The organism is Desulforhopalus vacuolatus, from assembly GCF_016918505.1.
GTDB lineage: Bacteria > Desulfobacterota > Desulfobulbia > Desulfobulbales > Desulfocapsaceae > Desulforhopalus > Desulforhopalus vacuolatus.
Genome location: NZ_JAFFPZ010000002.1, coordinates 233,953 through 254,187 on the forward strand (window position 1 = coordinate 233,953; position 20,235 = coordinate 254,187).

Annotated in this window: 14 protein-coding genes; 5 read left to right on the forward strand and 9 right to left on the reverse strand. The window is 51.7% G+C overall.

Annotated elements, in window-relative coordinates; translation table 11 throughout:
- The first annotated feature begins 326 nt into the window (after positions 1-326).
- The gene (fabL, locus tag JWG39_RS02685; RefSeq protein ID WP_369130559.1) at positions 327-1,070 is read left to right on the forward strand and encodes an enoyl-[acyl-carrier-protein] reductase FabL; all 744 of its coding nucleotides are present in this window, start codon (positions 327-329) and stop codon (positions 1,068-1,070) included.
- Positions 1,071-1,126: 56 nt separating this feature from the next.
- Here the strand turns inward: fabL and JWG39_RS02690 are convergent, their stop codons facing one another.
- The 4 genes from JWG39_RS02690 to JWG39_RS02705 form a co-directional block, all read right to left on the reverse strand.
- Positions 1,127-2,815 carry a putative ABC transporter permease subunit gene (locus JWG39_RS02690; RefSeq protein WP_205217811.1) on the reverse strand — a complete coding sequence of 563 codons (1,689 nt, stop codon included), beginning with the start codon at positions 2,813-2,815 and terminating at the stop codon, positions 1,127-1,129.
- Entirely contained in the window at positions 2,815-3,603 is a 789-nt protein-coding gene (locus JWG39_RS02695) for an ABC transporter ATP-binding protein (RefSeq protein ID WP_205217812.1), read from the reverse strand. Before JWG39_RS02695 ends, JWG39_RS02690 begins: the two co-directional genes overlap by 1 nt.
- Positions 3,600-4,445, reverse strand: a complete 846-nt coding sequence (locus tag JWG39_RS02700) for a hypothetical protein (RefSeq protein WP_205217813.1) — start codon at positions 4,443-4,445, stop codon at positions 3,600-3,602. Before JWG39_RS02700 ends, JWG39_RS02695 begins: the two co-directional genes overlap by 4 nt.
- A gap of 89 nt (positions 4,446-4,534) precedes the next feature.
- Positions 4,535-5,269, reverse strand: a complete 735-nt coding sequence (locus tag JWG39_RS02705; protein ID WP_205217814.1) for a sulfite exporter TauE/SafE family protein — start codon at positions 5,267-5,269, stop codon at positions 4,535-4,537.
- 113 nt (positions 5,270-5,382) lie between these two features.
- Between JWG39_RS02705 and JWG39_RS02710 the strand changes: the two genes are divergently transcribed.
- The 3 genes from JWG39_RS02710 to JWG39_RS16900 all read left to right on the forward strand — a co-directional run bounded on the left by JWG39_RS02710 (position 5,383) and on the right by JWG39_RS16900 (position 11,420).
- Positions 5,383-5,997: a Maf family protein gene (locus tag JWG39_RS02710; protein ID WP_205217834.1), complete on the forward strand. Its 615-nt coding sequence runs from the start codon at positions 5,383-5,385 to the stop codon at positions 5,995-5,997.
- A gap of 273 nt (positions 5,998-6,270) precedes the next feature.
- On the forward strand, positions 6,271-9,657 hold the full coding sequence (locus JWG39_RS02715) for a cyclic nucleotide-binding domain-containing protein (RefSeq protein ID WP_205217815.1): 3,387 nt from the start codon (positions 6,271-6,273) through the stop codon (positions 9,655-9,657).
- A complete protein-coding gene (locus tag JWG39_RS16900; RefSeq protein ID WP_205217816.1) occupies positions 9,654-11,420 on the forward strand; it encodes a DnaB-like helicase C-terminal domain-containing protein in 1,767 nt (588 codons plus the stop codon). Before JWG39_RS02715 ends, JWG39_RS16900 begins: the two co-directional genes overlap by 4 nt.
- Positions 11,421-11,806: 386 nt before the next feature.
- Here JWG39_RS16900 and JWG39_RS02725 read toward each other — a convergent pair whose 3' ends face one another.
- Positions 11,807-13,426, reverse strand: a complete 1,620-nt coding sequence (locus JWG39_RS02725) for a hypothetical protein (protein ID WP_205217817.1) — start codon at positions 13,424-13,426, stop codon at positions 11,807-11,809.
- Positions 13,427-13,912: 486 nt separating this feature from the next.
- A complete protein-coding gene (gene trmFO / locus JWG39_RS02730; RefSeq protein ID WP_205217818.1) occupies positions 13,913-15,217 on the reverse strand; it encodes a methylenetetrahydrofolate--tRNA-(uracil(54)-C(5))-methyltransferase (FADH(2)-oxidizing) TrmFO in 1,305 nt (434 codons plus the stop codon).
- 394 nt (positions 15,218-15,611) lie between these two features.
- Between trmFO and JWG39_RS02735 the strand changes: the two genes are divergently transcribed.
- Positions 15,612-17,774 carry a cation:proton antiporter gene (locus JWG39_RS02735; protein WP_205217819.1) on the forward strand — a complete coding sequence of 721 codons (2,163 nt, stop codon included), beginning with the start codon at positions 15,612-15,614 and terminating at the stop codon, positions 17,772-17,774.
- A gap of 400 nt (positions 17,775-18,174) precedes the next feature.
- Here the strand turns inward: JWG39_RS02735 and JWG39_RS02740 are convergent, their stop codons facing one another.
- The 3 genes from JWG39_RS02740 to JWG39_RS02745 all read right to left on the reverse strand — a co-directional run bounded on the left by JWG39_RS02740 (position 18,175) and on the right by JWG39_RS02745 (position 19,567).
- On the reverse strand, positions 18,175-18,327 hold the full coding sequence (locus JWG39_RS02740) for a hypothetical protein (protein ID WP_205217820.1): 153 nt from the start codon (positions 18,325-18,327) through the stop codon (positions 18,175-18,177).
- Between the two features lie 29 nt (positions 18,328-18,356).
- Entirely contained in the window at positions 18,357-18,479 is a 123-nt protein-coding gene (locus tag JWG39_RS16675; RefSeq protein WP_275888942.1) for a hypothetical protein, read from the reverse strand.
- A gap of 101 nt (positions 18,480-18,580) precedes the next feature.
- Positions 18,581-19,567: a LacI family DNA-binding transcriptional regulator gene (locus JWG39_RS02745; protein WP_205217821.1), complete on the reverse strand. Its 987-nt coding sequence runs from the start codon at positions 19,565-19,567 to the stop codon at positions 18,581-18,583.
- Positions 19,568-20,235: the final 668 nt, after the last annotated feature.

The window sequence follows — 20,235 nt, forward strand, 5'->3', positions numbered from 1 at the left end:
GAAGTGCATCGAATATTATGCTTTATCTCTTCTCTCTTTTCTCCTGGAAAAACCGGGTCCATTCTGGACCCGGTTTTTCTTTTTGCAGACCGCAAAAATTATTTTGAGTAGACTCCTTCCTTTAACCACCGACTTTTAACTGAATGCGCGAAAATCCCCGCCGTTCATGGCGAGAATGTCATTCATGAGTAGGATGTCAAACTGAATTCTGTTATAATTACTGGCTTTTTTGCAGTTGCTGCAAACAGGTTTGATGAGCAGAAGAATCTTCCATGAAAGGGGCAGGATCTTTGCACCCCGCAAGACAGGGATTTGATATGATTGATCTGAAAGGAAAAACCGCTTTAATCACTGGCGGTTCGAGAGGGATTGGCAAGGCTGTGGCACTGCGTCTTGCAGAAAACGGAGCCGATATCGTGGTCAACTATGTACGCCACAAAAAAGATGCTGAAGCGGTGGCGAAGCAGGTTGAGAAACATGGCCGTCAGTGTCTTGTGGTTCGGGCTAATGTCGCCGAGACCACCAGCGTTGAAAATATGTTCGCCGAGATTAAAGAGCGTTTCGGCAAAGTGGATATCCTTGTCAGTAATGCCGCTTCCGGAGTACAGCGCCCGGCGCTGGAAATTACTGAACACCACTGGGACTGGGCAATGGAGACCAACGCCCGGGCTCTGCTTACCCTCGTGCAGCAGGGCATGCCGTTGATGGCAAAGGGGACACGTATCATGGCAATTTCCAGCCTTGGTGCTCTGCGCGGTATCGAAAACTACACCGTGGTTGGTGCCTCAAAAGCGGCACTGGAATCGCTGGTGCGTCACCTCGCTGTGGAACTGGGACCAAAAGGAATCAATGTCAACACCATCTCTGCCGGAGTGGTGGATACTGATGCCCTCAAACATTTTCCCAACCGCGACAAGATTATTGGTGTCTCTCTTGAGAAGACACCCATGGGACGTCTTACCACCCCCGATGATGTGGCTGATATGGCCCTCTTCCTCTCCAGTGACCTCTCCTCCATGGTGCAGGGTCAGGTGCTGATCGTTGATGGTGGTTTTGCCATCTGCGGTTGAGCTGCAGCGCAGTCCGGATACCCGCCTGCCGTGATCGGACTGCGTCTCCTTCCTTTTTACCATCCCCGTAATGCTTTCATTCCGCGTCTGCAGAGAAAAAGTCCCGCAGCGAGTGAAACCAGCGTGCTGCCAGCAAGCCATATCACGACCTCCGGTACGCCGCTGGTCATCAGATCCAGCCCACGCATCTCACTGCGCACGATCAGCCAGGTCGCGCGGATTCCCAGCCCGAGTACTATCAGTTCATATAAAACCCCCGTAAAGAGAAAGAGGATTGCCCCCGGCCCCATGGAGGCGGCACGGTTCTCTGATTTGAAGTCGGCGAAGATTGCGCCGAAACCGATGGCCAGCGCCACTTCTGTCAGCGCGATCAGCTCTGAGGTAAGCAGGGAGATCCACCACAGGGAGCCGCTGATCTGCAGCAGGTGATTGGAGGCGATAAGCAGGATCGCCGTCAGCGCCGAGAAGGGCAGGGCATAGAAGAGATATTTATACCAGAGGAAGCGTCCCATCCCCAGCGGTGAACTGGCAATGAGGTAAAAGGCTCCTTTCTCTGCGCCGATGGAGGGGTAGGCAAAACGGGCGGCGAGGGCAGCGGCGATGAAACCGGTAAGGCCGATGTTGGCAAAACAGATAAGGTTGGCGACGTAAATTGAGGGGAACGGCGAACGGTCCAGCGGCAATGCCTTGAAGTTGTAGAGATAGACCACAACAAGGGCGGCGATCATAAAAAACTGTGACCACTCTGCAGAATCGCGGGTGAACTGATGCAGCTCCTTGCGGAAAAGGTTCCGCAGGATTCCTCCGTGCCACGCGTCATTGTTGAAGAAGGAGGGCAGCAGGCGAAAACGGCGGAAGGCCCGGCTGCCACCAAAGCTCTCCTGGGAACGGGAGAAACCGATGACAAACAGTTTGTCCATCGCCCACTCCCCGAGCCAGATGAGCAGCAGCGGAGTCGTGGCGAGCAGTCCGACGAGTATCCAGTCGACGCTGTTTCGGCGCAGTACGCCAATGAGCATATCTGCTGCCCAGCCCGCCGGAATCCACGGCCCGCCTGGCCGGGAGATGGCGTCGAAATATTCAATAAATTGAGCGAATTGCTCCGGATTGACCAGATCCTCGGGACGGATCATGCGGAAGATGAGATAGAGAAAAAGGCCAAAGCAGAGGCTGAGATAGAGGGCGATATCCTTCGTTCGCCGTGCCGGAAAGAGTGCCACGAGGCAGATCGACAGCAGCACGGCAGTGGAGGTTGCGGTACTGCTTACCAGCAGCACTGAGGCAGGCATCAGCAGCCAGTAGAACCACGGGGCGTGAAAGAGTATGCCACAGGCGACGAAGACCGGCAGGGAGAAGATGACCACCATCCACGCCGTGGATATGGTGATGCTTGTCAGCCGCATGTGAAAGATCTCCTTTGGCGGTACAGGCGCGGCGAGAAGAATCTCGTTGTCTTCAGAGAGATAGAGGGTAGAGACGGCACTTACCATGGAAGAGAATACGAGCATGGCGAACAGGAGAATCCAGCTCATCTGAAAGAGTTTCATGGAGAGGAGGATGCCGAGTTCATCCTGGGCGAGAAAGTAGCCGAGGGTCTTTATGGTGACGAGGTAGATCACCACGCAGATCGTCATCCCGAGGACGGCGAGAAGGGCGGTGCGCAGGCGGGTACGGCGGCCGCGCAGGAAACGGTTGCGATTGATCAGGCCGTGGATACGCAGCAGTCTCGGCAGGGTAATCCCCATCAGGCATCTCCCTCTTTGCGCAGGGCGTCGATGATCGCCTGCAGTTCCCGGGCACCGGTAAGCTGGAAGAAGATATCTTCCAGATTGACCGCACCGTTACGCGCCGACTGGCGCAGCTCCTCCACGGTGCCGACGGCGGCAATGTTACCTTCGACGATAATGGCGATGCGGTCACAGAGCTCTTCAGCGATTTCCATGCTGTGGGTGGAGAGGAAGATGGAGCCGCCCTCATTGCGCCTGCTGCGTGCCTTGAACATCTCTTTGACGATTCTCGCGGACTTGGGATCAAGGCCGACCATCGGCTCATCGACAACCATCAGCGGGGTCTGCAGCATGAAGATGGAGGCCATGATCAGTTTCTGACGCATGCCGTGGGAGTAACCTTCAATGAGGTGGTCAAGCCAGCGGGTGAGGTCAAAAAGTTCCAGCCGGTGCTCCGCTTCGCGGCGGTATTCGGCGATATCACCTCCCGCATAGAGGCTGGCGATAAATTCCAGATATTCGCGGCCGGTAAGTTTTTCATAAATGAAGGGGCGGTCCGGAATGTAACCGGTGCGCGACTTGCACCACGCGGGACTGTTGTGCAGGTTACGGCCGCAGATCTCCACTTCGCCGGAGGTTGGCAGCAGCAGACCGGCGATCATCTTGATGGTCGTGGTTTTACCTGCACCATTGGGCCCAAGAAAACCGAAGATTTCACCGGGGTAAACCTCCAGGCTGACAGAATTTACGGCGGTGAAGTCGCTGAACTTCTTGCTGAGTCGGTTGAGCTTGAGCAGAGGCGTCATGGCGTTTTATCCTGGATTCGAGAAAGCAGCCCGCTGGCGAGCAGCGAGAGGGTTGGAGGAATTTCCACCGCAGTCGCCGGCATTTCGTGAGCCTTGAATTTTGTCTCCCGAAGAAGAGTGAACCCGGCGGGCAGTTCTTCTTTAAAGGTGGTGCCGTGGTCATCAATCCAGAAGCTGAGATTTTTTCCGCCCGTGACGTGGCTGAAGCGGTGCAGGCGCAGCATTCGACCACCGATTTCGACAGTCTCCCTGCCGTGATACTCTACCACCTCATCGTGTCCGGAGAGGGTGAGCAGGTCAAAGCCAGGGAGACGTCGCTTGTCACCCTGCCGCAGTGTCCCGGTGAGCAGCCATTCGCGGCGGGAGAGGGTGAGGCGTGGCGGGGAGTGGAAATGAAGGGAGCTCTGCCGGGCAGTGCCGGCTGTGGTGAGTGTATAGTTGAGATCCTGTCCTGTCACCCTGCCGTGTACCGTCAGGGGAAAGGGTGTGAGTTTGAGGAAGAATTCCTGCAGCAGGTTGTTGCCGGTGAAGGTGGCGTCGAGGTCAAGACCGGCTTCGTGTACCTCCTTACCGCTTTTCAGACGGAAGTGGGCAGTCTGGTGCAGTCCCTGCAGGCCGTTTTCGTCACGGTAGATACTCTCAATCCAGCCCAGTTTTTTCTTGTTGAAATAGAGGGAGTGGTATTCACTGGCCTCGGCCCGGGCGATGGTCTGCTGCACTTTCGCAACGGGAGCTTCCCCGATAAAAAAGTCCCGCTGGAGCAGACTGCAGAACAGCACCAGCCAAAGGCCGGTAACAATAGTTTTGCCGGGGTGTGATGTAAGGAAGGTGAGTAATTTCATAGCAGAGAATATATTACTTCTTTCTTCCCACGCATGAAATATCAGGAATATGTTTTTGACTGTAACGAAAAAGATGGGCGAAGTGTATCTCAGTGGTGGAAAAAAAGAATCATTATACTGAGGAAGAGGAGAAAAAGAAGAATCAGTTTTCGGAAGAGCTTTTCGTTGAGATGGGCGCGGACTTTCGTTCCCGCAGCCACCCCGATCACGGAAACAGCGACCCCGACCAGGGAGAGAAGGAGCTGCTGTGTGCCGAGCAGCCCGCTGCGCCGGAGCAGAATGAACATCGTGATTATGCCAATGGTAAAAGAGATGTTGAGTGCCTGAACCAGCTCATCTTTTTTTAATTTAAGGGAGAGCAGCCAGGGGAGCAGTGGCATGACCTGACAGCCGGTAAGACCGTTGATTGTTCCGGTGAGCAGACCGGTAACAGCAGCGCAGCCTCTGCTTTTCCTGCAGGGGTAACGGTCGAAGTGGAGAAGAGCGGAGAGGGCGTAGAACAGCAGGATAATACCGAGAGCCGTGCGGCTGGTGCTGCCACTTACCCTGGTGAGCAGCCATACGCCAGATATTAGACCGGGGATGGTGGCGATATAATAAAGTCGGAAGCGTTTGAGTGTGGAACGGAAATGCCCGGTGGTCAGGACTACCATCAGGTTGGCACAGAAGGCAGGCAGCAGGATCAGCGGGATGGCAGCCTTTGGATCAAAAAAAAAGGCCATCAGGGCGAGACTGGAAATGGCAAAACCCATTCCGGTCATCCCCTTGATGAAGGAGGCGGCGAAGAAACAAAAAAGAATACAGGCTGTTTCAAAAGGGGGCATTGAGACTCCAGTTTTTCAGGGCAATATTTTTTCACGGATTGCTGGTTGTTCAAAAAGAGTGCAAGTGTAAAATCTGCACAGCAGAAATTCAACAGGAGATTTTCATGGCAGGAATGTATTACAACAACGGGCCATTTATTCTGGCTTCCGGCTCCCCGCGGCGGCAGGATTTCATGCGCTGGATGGGGCTGGATTATACAGTGGAGAGTGCTGATATCGATGAATCACGCTGTCCGGGGGAAGCCCCGGAATTCTATGTTTGCCGACTGGCCCGGGAGAAGGGTGGAGCCGTAGCGTCGGAGCATCCGGAAAGCTGGGTGGTGAGCGGAGATACTGTCGTTTGTCTCGATGATGATGTACTCGGCAAACCAGAGAATGAAGAGCATGCCGTGGAGATGCTGATGCGTCTCTCTGGACGGCGGCATGAGGTGCTTTCGGCATGGTCGATTCTTAACCTTGAGCGCGGTATATCTGAGAATGATTTTTGTCGCACCGCTGTCACGTTCACAAATTTTCCCGAGAGTGTCGCCCGGGCCTATGTCGCTACCGGTGAGCCCCTCGATAAAGCCGGAGCTTACGGGATTCAATATCGCGGAGTCGCCCTGGTGCAGGAAATTACGGGATCCTATTCCAATGTAGTGGGGATGCCGCTGGCGGAACTGATGGCGGCGCTGGTTCGTCTCGGGGCGGTGAGCGCCGGTGGGGGGGACGGGAGACGGGAGGCATAACTTTGATATCGGAGTCTGGCGCTTCCCTCCGAGGATAATTTTTTGCTGTAACCAGGAAGATGGACTATTATTCAATGTTCCCCGATGCTTGTCTCTTTCTGTTGACAGAGAGGGTACAGTTTTTTAAAAAAACAGGCATTTTGCTCATATCTCTACTGGAAACACAAGCCGTATTCGGTTATAGATAATATTATTAGAGATAAAACCTATTTTTATTAGTAAAAATCCCAGAATGGGGGTTCTGCGCTTCTTTTAGGATTAACGGAGACAGGGATGAGACAGGCAGACGCAAAGGGCAGATGTATCAAAGCCTTGAAATTATTGAACAATGCTCTTACCACGAAGCTCCTCTATCCCCCCGGGACACCGCAGGTCAGCGCGGCGGGGGAGCGGGCCTTTAAAGGATTGATGGATATTATCAGTGAAGACGGTCAGCTGGAGTTTTCTCTCCTTGACGGCAAGCCCTGTCTGAGCTGTCTGCTTCTCACCGAAGAGATGCTCTCCACCTTTTCCAACCTCGTTATCTTTCGGCAACTTGGTTTGCTTGGCAAACCCCGGCTGGTAATGGATTCCAGTCTCGACTCTTTCTCTTTCGAGCAGATTCTTAACGTTATGTCAGCCTCCAGTTCGCTGATCGAAAACAGCGGCGGGGGCGAGAAATTCATTCTTACCCTTAATCTGATTCGTTTTTTTCCCCCTGCCGATGCCGATGCCGCTGCCAACTGCAGGATTCGCTCCGGCGAAGATAAGGTTGTTTCAATCATTCGACCCGATCTCATAGAGTGTGCACTGGGCCGGGACAAGCGACAGCTGCTGGAGAAAGATCTTAACAAACGCCTTGCCAGTGTCGGTTTTGTGATTGACCTGCTCCATGCTTCCACTGCGCAGGTGCTGCAGACGATTCGCAAGGCGAAAAACATTACCGCCACACCGGAGTTTTCTGCTTTAATGAAACGCCTCGATGCTTGTCTTGCAGGAAAGAACCGGGCCTCCATTATTGCTAAATACAGCGAATATTGCTCAAGAAAGCTCAACGAACAGGCCATTGCTGCCATTCTCGCCCAGGATTTTTCCAGCACAATTGGTGGTGAGATCTACAGCGCCACCCTGCAAAAGATGGACAGAAAGCGCATCGGTGAAGTGATACGATTCTATCGCAAAAGTGCAGCAAAACTGGAGAGCATTCTTCCCGGTCACGGGCTGCATCTTGAACAGTCATTGAAAACTCTGCTTGCTACTGATATCGGCAGGAGCGTCTTCGCCTCGGAGAAGGCGCAGCGTCTGCTCTCGATTGGCGAGAAAACTCGCCGCAAGAAGCGTATTGAGGCTGGTGTGAAGCGTATCCTCTCCGGAGAAAAAGATGTTCTGGCCAGTGAAGAGATGCTGCAGTATCTGCCGCTTGCCATCGGCAAGCTGGGCAGAGGCGGCCGGACCGGGACTGCCATGGCTTTGCTGGAAGAGCTGTGCAGGACCATCGACGCGGACTCCGGCAAAGCGCAGAAGCACAGGACACCGCAGGTGCAGTCCCTCGTTGCTCTCGGGGAATTGCTGCTGAGTACTGAAGAAAAAGAGGAAGATGAGAGTCGTGACGAAAAACTGCTGGTTCGCACCGGCGAAGAGCTCTCTGGACCTCTGCTTGCGGAGATTACCGAACCCGGCCTGTTTACCGGTGTTATACGCCTGCTTTACCGCATAGTGTATTCACACTGGGAGGACAGTGGGCGTGCTGCAGCCGGTGATGCTCTGTTCGCGATCCTCTGCAGCGTCCGTGCTGGCGGGTTACAACACAGTGCTGCCCTTCAGGAGATTGTTGACAATATTCAAAATGAGCTGCTGACTCGCCGACAGTTCGACAGACTGTTGGATCTCTATCTCAACTCCGTTGACGGGGAGAAGGAGGGGAACCGCCTGATTATGCAGGGGTCGACAGCCCTCCGTTATCTTGTCGATACCATCATGCAGATGGAGGACGGGGGATATCGCGACCGCCTTATCAAACTCGGCGTCCGTTTTGGTGCCGGTCTTTCTCTATATATTCAAGAACGGATACCGGGACATATGCCGTGGTTTGCCAAACGCAATCTGCTTAAGCTGCTTGCTCAGGTCGGTTCTGAAGCCAATGTCGACGACGTTATGGCGTGCTTCCGTCACCCTGATCTGCGGGTGCAGCGGGAGGCCTTTCTTACCCTCAACACTCTTGGTGGCCGCCATCGTCGCTCGCTTTTCATCAAGGCGATAGATCACAGTACGGAAACGGTGCAGCTCATGCTGATCAAGGCCCTCGGGGAAAGGGGAAATCGCGAGGTGGCACTGAAGATGAACGAGATGCTCGAAGATTTCGATTCTATCAAAGAGAAATGTCGTGAGGATATTCTTCTTGCTGTTGTGGAAACCTTGAGTCGATGTAATTGTCAGGAAGCACTCGACATTCTCAATAAATTGCTTGAGAGGCGCTATCACAGGGCATGGAAGAGATTTTCCGCCACCGTGTGGGCGAAGGTCAAAAAGGGTGTGCTTCAGCTTCAGCAAGACGTAAAGACAATCAAAGAGCAGGGCAACATTGCCCGGAAAATTGCCAAAAACGCCATGAGACAGGCCGCCCGTATCGGGCGTTCGGCCAAACTGGAGAAGCCGCCGCAGCTGATGATCACCGGCCTGCCCCTTGAGCAGACCATACACAATGTACTGCGGGACGGAGGCCGGAAAGAGGAAGCCCTGCGCCTGATTCTTGAACTTCTGGGTCAGGTACTGCACAGTGGCAACTTTACTCAGGCCAAACGCTTGAGGCAGTGGATGGTGCATATTGATAACACTGCCGTTGCCTCCATCATGAAGGCTGATGATATGATCAAAGAGGAGCATGGGCGCTCGGTATTCACCTGCCATCTCGATGTCTGGGGTGATCTCTACGAAGGGCTTTCATCAGAGGAGGTTGACGAAATTTTCGGCAGCTTCAGCCATCGTAGATACGAGCTGGGCGAAACCGTCGTCTCTCAGGGGGACAAGATCAGTGCCCTTTTCTTTATCAACTCCGGCCGGGTGCGCTTTTTCTCTATGCATGAAGACCACAACAAAGTGGTGAAGATTCTCGGGCCAGGTAAAGTCTTTGGCCTGGAGATCTTTTCTGATGTCTCTGTCTGGACGTTTTCCGTCGAGGCCATGGAATCGGCAGACATCTCCATTCTGCCCTACGACAGCGTTCTCTCCTGGCGCAATACCTTTCCCGGGCTGGATCGCAGGCTGAAGCAGTTCTGTGACGGTCTGGAGAACGAACAGTCTATTGCCCACCCCGACCATAACCGTCGTCTCCACGAGCGTTTCCTGATAAATGGCACTGTGAAGGTTTCATTCCTCGATTCCGAGGGGTGGCCTCTGGGGCTTGATTACCTGCTGCCTGGTATCGATATTTCACGGGGAGGTGTCTCCTGTTGTGCGGCCACCCTTGAACAGAAAAATCTCCAACCGCTGCCTGGTCAGAATGTGGATTTCAGTTTTACGCTGAAAACCGGTGAGACAAAAAACATGAAGGGTGCTATCGTGGCTGTGCGGTTTAACCGTCGGGCGGGGAATCCCACCATTCATGCCAGTTTCAAAGAGCTGCTTGATGAGAAGGAGGTTGATATACTGCTGGAGACCTTCGGCAAGAGAACTGAGCTGTGAGCGGGTCTGCTTCCGATCCGATTGCGCAATTCTACCTTTCACAGCTTGGTGGGAAGTATGGTGACACTCTCACCGTTCCCTGCCCTTTCTGCGCCAGTCGGGGGTTTGAGCCGGGGCGTCTGCAGGTGGTGCTCAACCGCAGCAGTTTCCTCTACGGCTACTTCCACTGCCAAAATCGCTGCGTGCCCGGTGGTTATCCCCTCTGGTTTGCCCGCCTTGCCGGTATTCCGCTTGACATTGTTCCCGGCTATGTTCCCGAACGGGAGGGCAGGGTGCAACCCGAATATCCTCTCATCGGTATTGATGAAGAGGTGCGAACCTTCGCCGGTCGCTTCAGCGGCGATTCTCTTGAACGCTACACCCGGCGCGGTATCCGGCGTGAAATCCTTGCCGAGCTGAAGATTGGTTTCAACGGCCGCTACCTTGTTTTTCCTTATATCCAGGAAAACGGCAACTGTTACTCGGCTCGCTGTGTTCACCCTGAAAAGCCCTCCGATTTTTTCTGGCAGGGTGATGAACAGTTCAGCACCGAACCCTTCAATATTTTCAACTCCCAGGATATCTCCCGCTGTGAAAACGGTTCGCTCTTTCTCTGTGAAGGGGAGGAAAACGCCATTGTTCTCAAGCAGCTCGGCTTCCCTGCTGTGGCTGTGCCTGTGCGTGCGGTGCTGGAAAGGCTGGATGTTTCCTCTTTTGCCTGGTTGGACAACCTCTTTATCTGCGTGCGCAACACCCCGGATTCCATGGAGACGGCACGCGGCCTCGCTGCCCGTATTGGCTGCCGGGCGCGTGTTGTCGGCTGGCCACAGGGCACCCCCCGCGATTTCGACTTCTGGCGACTGGCCGAAGAAAAGGGAACGGCGAAGAAGATTTCTTCGCTTATCAGTGCGGCACGCCCCTTCTCACCGTTTACCTCCGCCGAACGCGAGTTTTCATTATTCAACAGCAATATTCTCAGTCAGGAGATGGAGGCGTATAAAAACGTAGTCAGTGGTTTTCCTCTTCTCGACGAGAGGTTGGAGGGAGTGCGGGGTATCAATGTGGTCGGCGGGGCCCCGAAAGCAGGAAAATCGACGTGGCTGATTCAGATTGCCACCGAGCTGACCCGGCGCAGGGTGCCGGTACTCTACTACGATTTTGAGAATGGACGCCAGCGTATCTATCAGCGTACGGTAAGCCGACTGGCACGGCTGGAGGTGGCACAGCTCAGCGGCACCAGTCTGACAGAAGAGGAGGCGATACGCCTCGCGGAAGCGAAGAAAACACTGCAGGACATGCTCCACTATCTGCGGGTGGTCAGCGACCGCGGCATCACCCCGGAGCTGATGAAAAAGCATATCGAATTTCTACGCCATGAAACCCGCAGTGACTATGTGGTGGTGGCGATTGACAGTCTGCACAAGCTGCCCTTCAAGGAGTTTGGTGAGAAGAGGGCGGGAATAGATGGCTGGCTGCGGGAGTTTGAAGCTATGCGGGATGGACTTGGTGTTTCCTTTATCGTTATCTCCGAGCTCTCCCGACAGGAGAACGGAAGCTATGACGGTGTGCCACACATGGGTGTCTTTAAAGGTTCTGGCGATATTGAATACAGCGCTGACAACGCCATGGTGCTGATGCCCTCCAACAATGGCGGCGGGCGGTACAACACTCTCTGGCTGGTGGCCAGCCGGGAACACGCCCCCGGCCAGGTGGCGCAGTATAAACTGGATTACCCCTTCTGGGGGTTCCGGGAAGAACCTGTGCCATCGGACGACGCCGCGTAGTTATCCCAATTACATTTTTTACTGACCAGAGAGCATGACTGCGTGGATATCTTTTCTGGCGATTACGAAGGGCTAAAAGACAAAAAGGGAGGCAGGAGAAAGGAGACGGGAGACAGGAAAAAGCAGGACAATACAACTCGATGACATCCGTTGTGGGATGAGACGGTTTCAGGGTATCCTTGTGAAAGACGGAACAGTGAAAAGACTTTTTATATATAAGGTACCCATAAAAAATTTCGCGTGTTTTGCTGGCTATCCAGTCTTTGTCTTTGTCTTTGTCGTCTTTTGCCTTCCTTCGTGTTCCTTCGCGTTCTTCGCGGTAAAAACTGTCTTTCCGTCTTTTGCTTTTCCCTTTCTCCCGTCTCCTGTTTCCCGTCTCCCTGCCTTTACTTCTTCTGCGGGGCCTTGAACAGTTGCTGGCCTTCCTCATCAATAAATACGCAGTTGTCCAGAGTCAGTCTGGCCTGTCCGCGAGTGGCGATGTCGCCCCCTTTTTTGGCGAAGTTATCGTGAAAATGAGACAGGCTCACAATCAGTTTTGAGGCACCGTTTCCTTCTACTGCACCGCCGAAGAGTTCGGCACGATTGCCGCTGAAAAGGGTGTCAATCACCTGCATTTTTGTCTCCTGGTTTTTCCCGGATTCGCTGGCAAGCTCTATGGCTCCGCCGTTTTTTCCCGCTGTATTATTGGTAAAAAGGGTTTTGTGCAGCTCTGCCTTTGTCCCGCCGTCGGCGAAAAGGGCACCCCCTTCATACTGCGCCCGGTTATTGAAGAAGTGGACGTTATACATTTTAAAATTCACCCCGTTTCGGCTGGCAACAGCACCACCGTAGAGGGCTCTGTTGTTTTTGAAATAGGTGGTGTGCACCGTTGCACTGGAGATATTTTCAGTATACCATGCCCCGCCGAGATCGGCGTAATTGTCGTCGAAAATCACTTTGTTGAGCGTGATGGAAAAATTTTTGATGGTGCGGTCGTGGAAGGTGACAAGTCCGCCACCCCGATTGTTAAAGAAGTCTCCGTCGGCCTGGCCGAGGGTAATTCTCACTCCGTCAAGCGTGACCCGGTTGCCAGCAGTGACCACATGGTAGCAGTTGTCCTCCCGCAGAAAGGGGCTGCCGATGTTGCCGCTGAGGATAGTGGGCGTGGTGACGGCGTTGGCCTCTTTCCGACTTTTTACTCCGGCCTGCATGCTGCCGTATATTTTTACCCCGTCGGGAACAAGAAAGGTGGCGGTGCGGTTGTCACTTGCGGGCAGGTAGAGTCCTTTCGCCACCCATACTTCGGCACCGTTGCGGGAAGCTGTATCAATGCCTTTCTGCAGTTGTGCAAAGGCCTTCTTCCAGCTGGTTCCGTCTCCATCCGGAGTGGCTGCGGCATCAACAAAGACCACATCTCTCTTTGCACTCTTTTTTGACGGAGAGACAGTTCTCCTGCTGTACTCTTTCAGCATTTCTTCGCGCCGGTTCTCATCTGTACTGTAGAGGTTGTGCAGTGCAGATCCGTGGCTCTTCCGGTCCCAGGCAGCATCGCGCCAGTCTTTGAGATCGCGGACTTCAATGCCGTCGAGCTGATTTTCTCCCGCGCCGGTGACAACGAAGAAAGAGTCATCAGCAGTGGAATCCGGATCGCCGATATTCCCGCTGAGAATGGTGGGATTGTTTTTGACATCACGCTCGGCAGGAGTTTCCTCGGTTCCGGCAAATCCCCCGTAGAGTTTTACCCCTTTTTTAAGGTGGAAGGAGGCATTGCGATCGCCAATTGCGGAGGGAAGATAGATCCCCCTGGCAATATGGATTTCATCGCCGTTCATCGCCACGGCAAGGGCTTCGTTGAGGGCAGGATATGCTCTCTGCCAGCTTGTGCCGTCTGCTTTCTCCGTTTGCTGTGTGTTGACATAGATGACCTTCGGCTGGCCAATGCGGCTCACGTGGTCGACCATTTCAATGTGAGCGGAACAGCCCGTAAGGGCAAGGAAAAGGGGAATACTGAGGTACTTTTTCATGGTGTTTTTTACATTACAGATAAAGTTGAGAGGAAAGGTGTCGTATTCTGTCCATTCTCCTCCTGAAGGAACAGAAAGATAATTCTCTACCATAAACGCAACGGAAGAAATGCAGAACATTTTTTTTCATGCTTCAGACAAAGAAAAACGCCCCGAATCGACAAGATTCGGGGCGTTTTTCTTTGTGGAAAAGAATTTCGTGAAGGTACTTATACCGGCTTACTGTTCATCATCGGTATAACTTTGATATCAGCGTGTGGCTTCCCTTCAGAAGCTTATACCAATTGGTCTAATCATGCGAAAAAGGGCATTTTTTATAAATTTTAGTGTGTTTCGTGTGTTTCGTTGGCTATCCAGTCGTTGTCTTGCTTCGCGTTCTTCGCGGTAAAAATGCCTTACCGTCTTTTGCTTTTCCCTGTCTCCCGTCTCCTTTCTCCTGTTTCCCGTCCCCCTGTCTTTGAATCCGCCAATACGCTGGAAATAGTATTACATCTCTGCCAGCCACGTTTCCATTGCTGCAGCTGAGAGTTTTGCCCGTTCCTCACCACGAAATTTCTTGCGGATTTTTTTCTTCCAGTCGGGAAAGAGACCGAAGTTTACATTGGAGGGCTGGAAGTGTTTTGCTTCACTCTCGGTGAGATGGTGAATGAGGGCACCGAAGGCGGTGTGCTGCGGTGGCACCGTTGGCGCAATACCTGCTGCCAGCCGCGCGGCATTAATTCCCGCCAGCAGGCCCATTGCCGCCGACTCCACATAGCCCTCAACGCCGGAGAGCTGTCCGGCAAGAAGCAGGTCGGCGCGCTGTTGAAACTGCAGGGTGGGGCGGAGGAGTTCCGGGGCAACAATGAAGGTGTTACGGTGGATGGAGCCGAGGCGGGCGAATTCGACGTTTTCCATCCCGGGAATCAGCCGGAAGACACGCTTCTGCTCTGGATAGGTGAGCTTGGTCTGAAAGCCGACCATATTGTACGTGGTCCCCGCTTTGGTCTCCTTGCGCAGCTGCACCACGGCATAGGCACTGCTGCCATCAGGTTTCTCCAGACCCACCGGTTTCATCGGCCCGAAGCGCAGGGTGTCATCGCCCCTGCTGCGAATTATCTCCACCGGCAGGCAGCCTTCAAAATACTTTGCCTTCTCAAAATCCTTCAGCGGCATATATTCGGCACTGGCCAGCTCGGTGATGAAACGTAGATATTCCTCTTCGTTCATTGGACAGTTGAGATAGTCGCCGGGGCCGTCTTCCCAGCGGGATTTGCTGTAGACGATATCAAAATTCAGTGAATCTTTATAGACAATGGGGGCAATGGCATCGTAGAAGGCGAGGCGGTCGCGGCCGGTGAAGGCGGCGAGGGATTCGGCCAGTGGTTCTGAAGTAAGCGGACCGGTCGCGAGGATGACGGGTGCGTCGGTTTCCGGTGGTATCTCCAGAACCTCCTGCTCAATTACCTCCACCTGAGGATGATTTTTGATGCGCTCGGTAATGTACTGCGAAAAGTCATCGCGGTTCACTGCCAGAGCACGACCGGCGGGTACCGCAGTCGCCCGTGCGGCCTCAATAAAGAGCGAGTCCAGTGCGGCCATTTCCCGTTTCAGCAGGCCGACGGCGGAGGTTGGATCGTCGGAGCGCAGTGAGTTGGAGCAGACCAGTTCGGCCAGGCCGTCACTTTCATGGGCCGGGCTCTTTCGCCCTGGTTTCATGTCAATCAGGCGGACACTGCCGCCGCGTTTGAGAATCTGGAAGGCTGCTTCGCAACCGGCAAGGCCGCCGCCGATGATGGTGATTGGGGTCATATTAATTTGCTTGAATCCCTTGTGGAAGGTTTAGTTTTTTGAAAATAAAAAAGAATGCGGTACAGAGCCATAATCAAGAGGGCAAATTACGAAAAATGATACCATACTTGTCGGTCTTGATGTGTATAAAAATACTATTGGAACAGCATTTGCTGATGACAACAGGGATGGAAAAAGGGAGACGGGAGACGGGAGACAGGAGACGGGAAAAAGCGAAAGACGGTAAGGCATTTTTTACCGCGAAGATCCCGTCTCCTGCCTCCCTTTTTATCTCTTCCCCAATACATCTAAGCTCAAATGGATATTTTTTTTGCACCAGACCTAAAGAGAAGGGTATGCTGTAAACACTCTTCTTCATCCCATGGCGGATTTGTACTTTCAGGTAAAATAACCCATGCTCAATATAACCTTTGGCATAGCTGTTTTGCTTTCAACCGGGCTGCTTTTTGCGAAAATTGTGCAGCTCTTTCGTCTTCCTTCAGTGACGGGGTATATTCTGGCAGGTCTTGTTCTTGGTCCGTCGGGGCTGGGGATTCTCACTCCCGAGAGTGTCGGCCATCAATTAGATCACTTTACCCAGATAGCTCTGATGATGCTTGCTTTCGGTATTGGCGAACATATAGAGTTGCGCCGACTGCAAAAAATCGCCAAAGATGTGACGTATATCAGTTTTGTTCAGGCTTTCGCCACATACCTGTTTGTTCTGGTTGCAACCTGGCTTGTTGCTCAACAGGTCTCTCCCGCAACCAGCCCCCGTGATAATTTCATTCTGGCAATGCTGCTCGGTGCCATAGCTGTCGCAACTGCACCGGCGGCCCTTCTGCTTGTTGTGCGTGAGTTGAAGGCCAGGGGACCGTTTACCTCAACGCTGATGGCGGTCATTGCTATTGATGACGGTATATGTATCATGTTGTTTGGTATTACTGTTTCCATCGGTCACCAACTGATCGGCAACAGCGCTGTTACCCCTGTTATGGGAATTATGGGGGCAGTCTCCGAGATATTTTTTTCTGTTATAACAGGCGTTGCTACCGGATTTTTACTTGATCTGGTCATGGACAAACTCCAGCGAAAAGGAGAAATGCTGACAGCTGGCCTTGGCCTTTTGCTGCTCTGTGGAGAAGTAACCAGGGAACTGCATCTCTCGCCGCTTCTTGCCGGGATGATGGCAGGTTTTGTCATTATCAATCGTGCCAAAAGGGACGTCCGTCTGTTCAGAGTAATGAACAATTTCGAGCCTCCTGTTTATGTCCTTTTCTTTACACTGGCCGGTGTCCATCTCAATCTGGAGGCTCTCTGGCTGGCCGGGTGGGTTGGTCTCGCCTATTTTATTGCCCGTGTTGCTGGAAAATATTTTGGCTCTTTTCTGGGCGGGACGTTGTCTGGAGCATCAGGTGCAGTGCGAAATTATATGGGACTCGCTCTCCTTCCCCAGGCAGGGGCTGCCATCGGCCTGGTGTTTATCGTTGCCAGTGATTCGCGGCTCGGTGGCTGGAGTGAAATCATTACGCCAGTGGTTTTTGCCGGGGTAATGGTGTCAGAGCTTATCGGCCCGTCCCTGGTACGCTTTTCTCTTGAGCAGGCCGGAGAAACGAGATTCACCAAAAAACATCACCAGTCGCTCGGAAAATCCCTGCTGAAAAATTTCTCTGGACGTTCACAGGATTGCTGGCTTCCTGACCCCTGGAAAGGTGCGCCTCTCCATCCGGGAGAGAACTCCTGCGGAGTAATACTGTTTGGCGCTAAAAATTGCAGCTCAGTTCGAGGCCTGGCGAGGATATCAACTCTTTTTGCCCACCATTACCAGGCCATGCCAAAATCGGTCCGGGTCCTTGCACAGGAGCGGGAAAACAGCCTGAGCAAAAAAGAAATTGAACAGCTGTTTTCCATTGAGCAAAACGAAACAGAAACTCTGGGATATCCCCTGCAGAAAGAGCTCGTTTTCAGCAGCCCGGAACAGGGACTGCTCGAAGCGGTGAATAAAAATCAGACCAGACTCCTGGTCCTTGGGTATCATGTCAGTTCAAAGCCTCTTGCCATAAAAAAGGTGTTCACAACAATCACCGATAACGTGTCCTGTCCGGTGGTAGCAATCCGGTTTGCAGACACGCTTTCTTTTGATCGTATTCTGGTTCCCTTTATTGCCCTGGAAGATCTCAATGAGATGCTGCCGGTATTACAAACCATGGCAACGACAGGTGAACCATACTTCAATTTTATGCATCTTCTGTACGCTGATAGTACCCGACAGGAATTGCTCGATGCCGAGAGAGAGTTGCAGCTCTGGAGACAGAGGAACCTTTTTGATCGTGATAATGAGCAGATAGTTATTGCCGCCGATTCACGATTAGAAAAGATCCTCAAAACATCGGCTCATTATGACCTGATCATAATTAAAGCGGCAAAAAAAGTTGGCGTCAGACGTTTTTTCGCCGGCTCTCTGGCTAATTCCGTCATTCAGAACTGCCGATGTTCGGTTTTTTCTGTTTATATTCCGTCTCCGGAAAAGGGAGAGGACAGCAGACAGCAGAGCTCAGACTGCGGGCTTCTTAAATAATTAATTCCTGCATCAACACCTTTACACGATGTCGTAAAATCAGGTTTTTTTGGTAAAAGCAGTTCGCTCAAAATGAAACGGTAAAAAAGAAAGGATCTTTTATCGCAATTCAGCACTCTTCAAAGAGTATTTCCATGGTGATATATGAAAAAAATTTGTCTCTTTATAAGTATAAGCTTTTGCAGCTGGCTGGGGTGGGAAGCGGGATCTTCCTGGGGGATAATGACAGCATACTGGATCAGTTTTTTTGGCAGCCTTGCTGGCGTTGTTCTGGGTGTTTTAATTAATCGAAAGTTTCTTGATTATTGACCAGAGAATGCGGCTGCGTGGACATTTTGTTGGGTGATCACGAAGGGATAAAAAGGATGTAAAATTGATCGCAATGGTGATAACAGTAACCTTACACATCATTGGTGAAAAATAGCCACAACAGTGATTCCAGCAATGATGTAGAGACAAGGCATGCCTTGTCTACACGATGACGGTAAACGTAACCATAACGGTGGAACTGTAACCGAATACGAAACACCGATACCCCAAACATACACGCCACATTGTCACCACGCGGTGATAACGGTAACCTTACACATCATTAGTGAAAAATCGGCACAACAGTGATTCCAGCAATGATGTAGAGACAAGGCATGCCTTGTCTACACGGTGACAATAAACGTAACGATAACGGTGGAATGACTTGTAACGCATGGAATAAACCGGTAGCAATTCCCAGAATTATTAAGAGCATATACAATCGGGATTGGGCCTCCTTAAACGGGGCATAACTTAATATGGATGATCTCATTCAATTAACAGGACTGCCGAACAATCAGCTTTGTTTTGAGAACAACCTGGCGGTTTGAACGTGTCGGATCCTGAATTCTCTTGATAAGAAGTTCAGCGGCAGTCCGGCCTATTTCATAGGTTGGCTGTTCAATTACTGTAAGGGCCGGGTCAATCAGCTTTGCCCAGGTGGGGTTATCGAAGCTTACCATGGCAATATCATCTGGAATTGCCAGTTTACTTTCACGAATTGCCAGAAGAGCTCCTGCGGCTAACAGACTGTTGCTTGTTAATATTCCCCGGGGAGGATCCGGGTTTTGCAGCAGCTTCATGACCATGTTATATCCGTCTTCTGCTTTGGGACTGGTGAACTTTATCAGATCTGTTGCAGGCGTAATGTTATGATCTTTTAATGCCTGCATAAAACCTTCATGTCTTTCACGGCCGGTTGTACTGCCCATACCAAAAATTCCACCTATTCGCTGACAGCCATGTTCAATTAAATGGGCTGTCAGCGTGCGGGCTGCCTGAACGTTATCAATGATGACATTATCAATGTTCAGATTATTCACATACCGGTCAATTATCACCATTGGCATCTGAAAATCAAAATCTTCTCTAAAATTGTCGAGAGCCTGTTGTGTCGGAGATAAGATGACACCGGCGAGATTCTCGTCCCGAAGAAGATTCAGGGACGCCTCTTCCTTACCGGGATTTTCATCTGTGTTACACAGTATGACGCTGTATCCATACTCAAATGCTGCATCATCGACGGCTCTGCTGACACGCTGAAAAAACGGGTTTTCTATATCGGAAACAATCAGAGCAATAATCTTTGATGTGTTTGAACGAAGATTTTGAGCAACTCTATTTCTCCGATAATTCATCTTTTGCACGATCTGCATGACCCGCTTTTTTACTTCAGGGCGCACGTGGGGCTTGTTGGACAGGACCCGCGAAACTGTTGCTGTTGAGACCCCCGCTGCATCGGCAATATCTTTTATTTTAACCATTTGAATACGCTCTTGTTCATGGAATGGACATGTAAACCTGACTCTGTATTGTAATCGTTTACTATTTCTTCGTCAAAAATATTCGTGGCTTGCTCGTCTCTACGGAAATTTTTTGCTTTTTCCTGCCTCCTGCCTCCTTTCTCCTTTCTCCCTTTTCCCGCCTCTGCCTTTGAATCCGCCAATACAAAATGTAAATGGTATCACTCAGGTCAACCTGACCGGTCACCGGGGTAAAGGGTTGGCAATGCAGGAAATGGATGCTTTTCTGATACAGGGCGTCAGCATGTGTTGCATGACTGCTGGTTCGCGGGCGTCCTGACACATAGAGGGAAACGGTACCTGAGTTTTATGCCCGTGAGTTTGGCCTGCCGACTGATGGAGAAAGGGGCTCCTGTAATCAGATTATATCTGAAAAATGAAGAATTTTATTATTTGACCTTATATTTCGCACTTTGTGAAAATATTATTCCTAATACCCACAGATGCTCTCGGCATGGTTAGGTCAGGACTCTCTTTTTTTTCAGCAATTCTGAAATGCTGATCTACTTGCAGAAACTAACCGTATTCTTCCATCTCACTTCGTCCTTGGATTTATGATGATTTTTTGAAGCGAAAACTATCCTGATACATAGGGTTACTAAAGGCTAAGAAAAGTTTACGAAGACAAT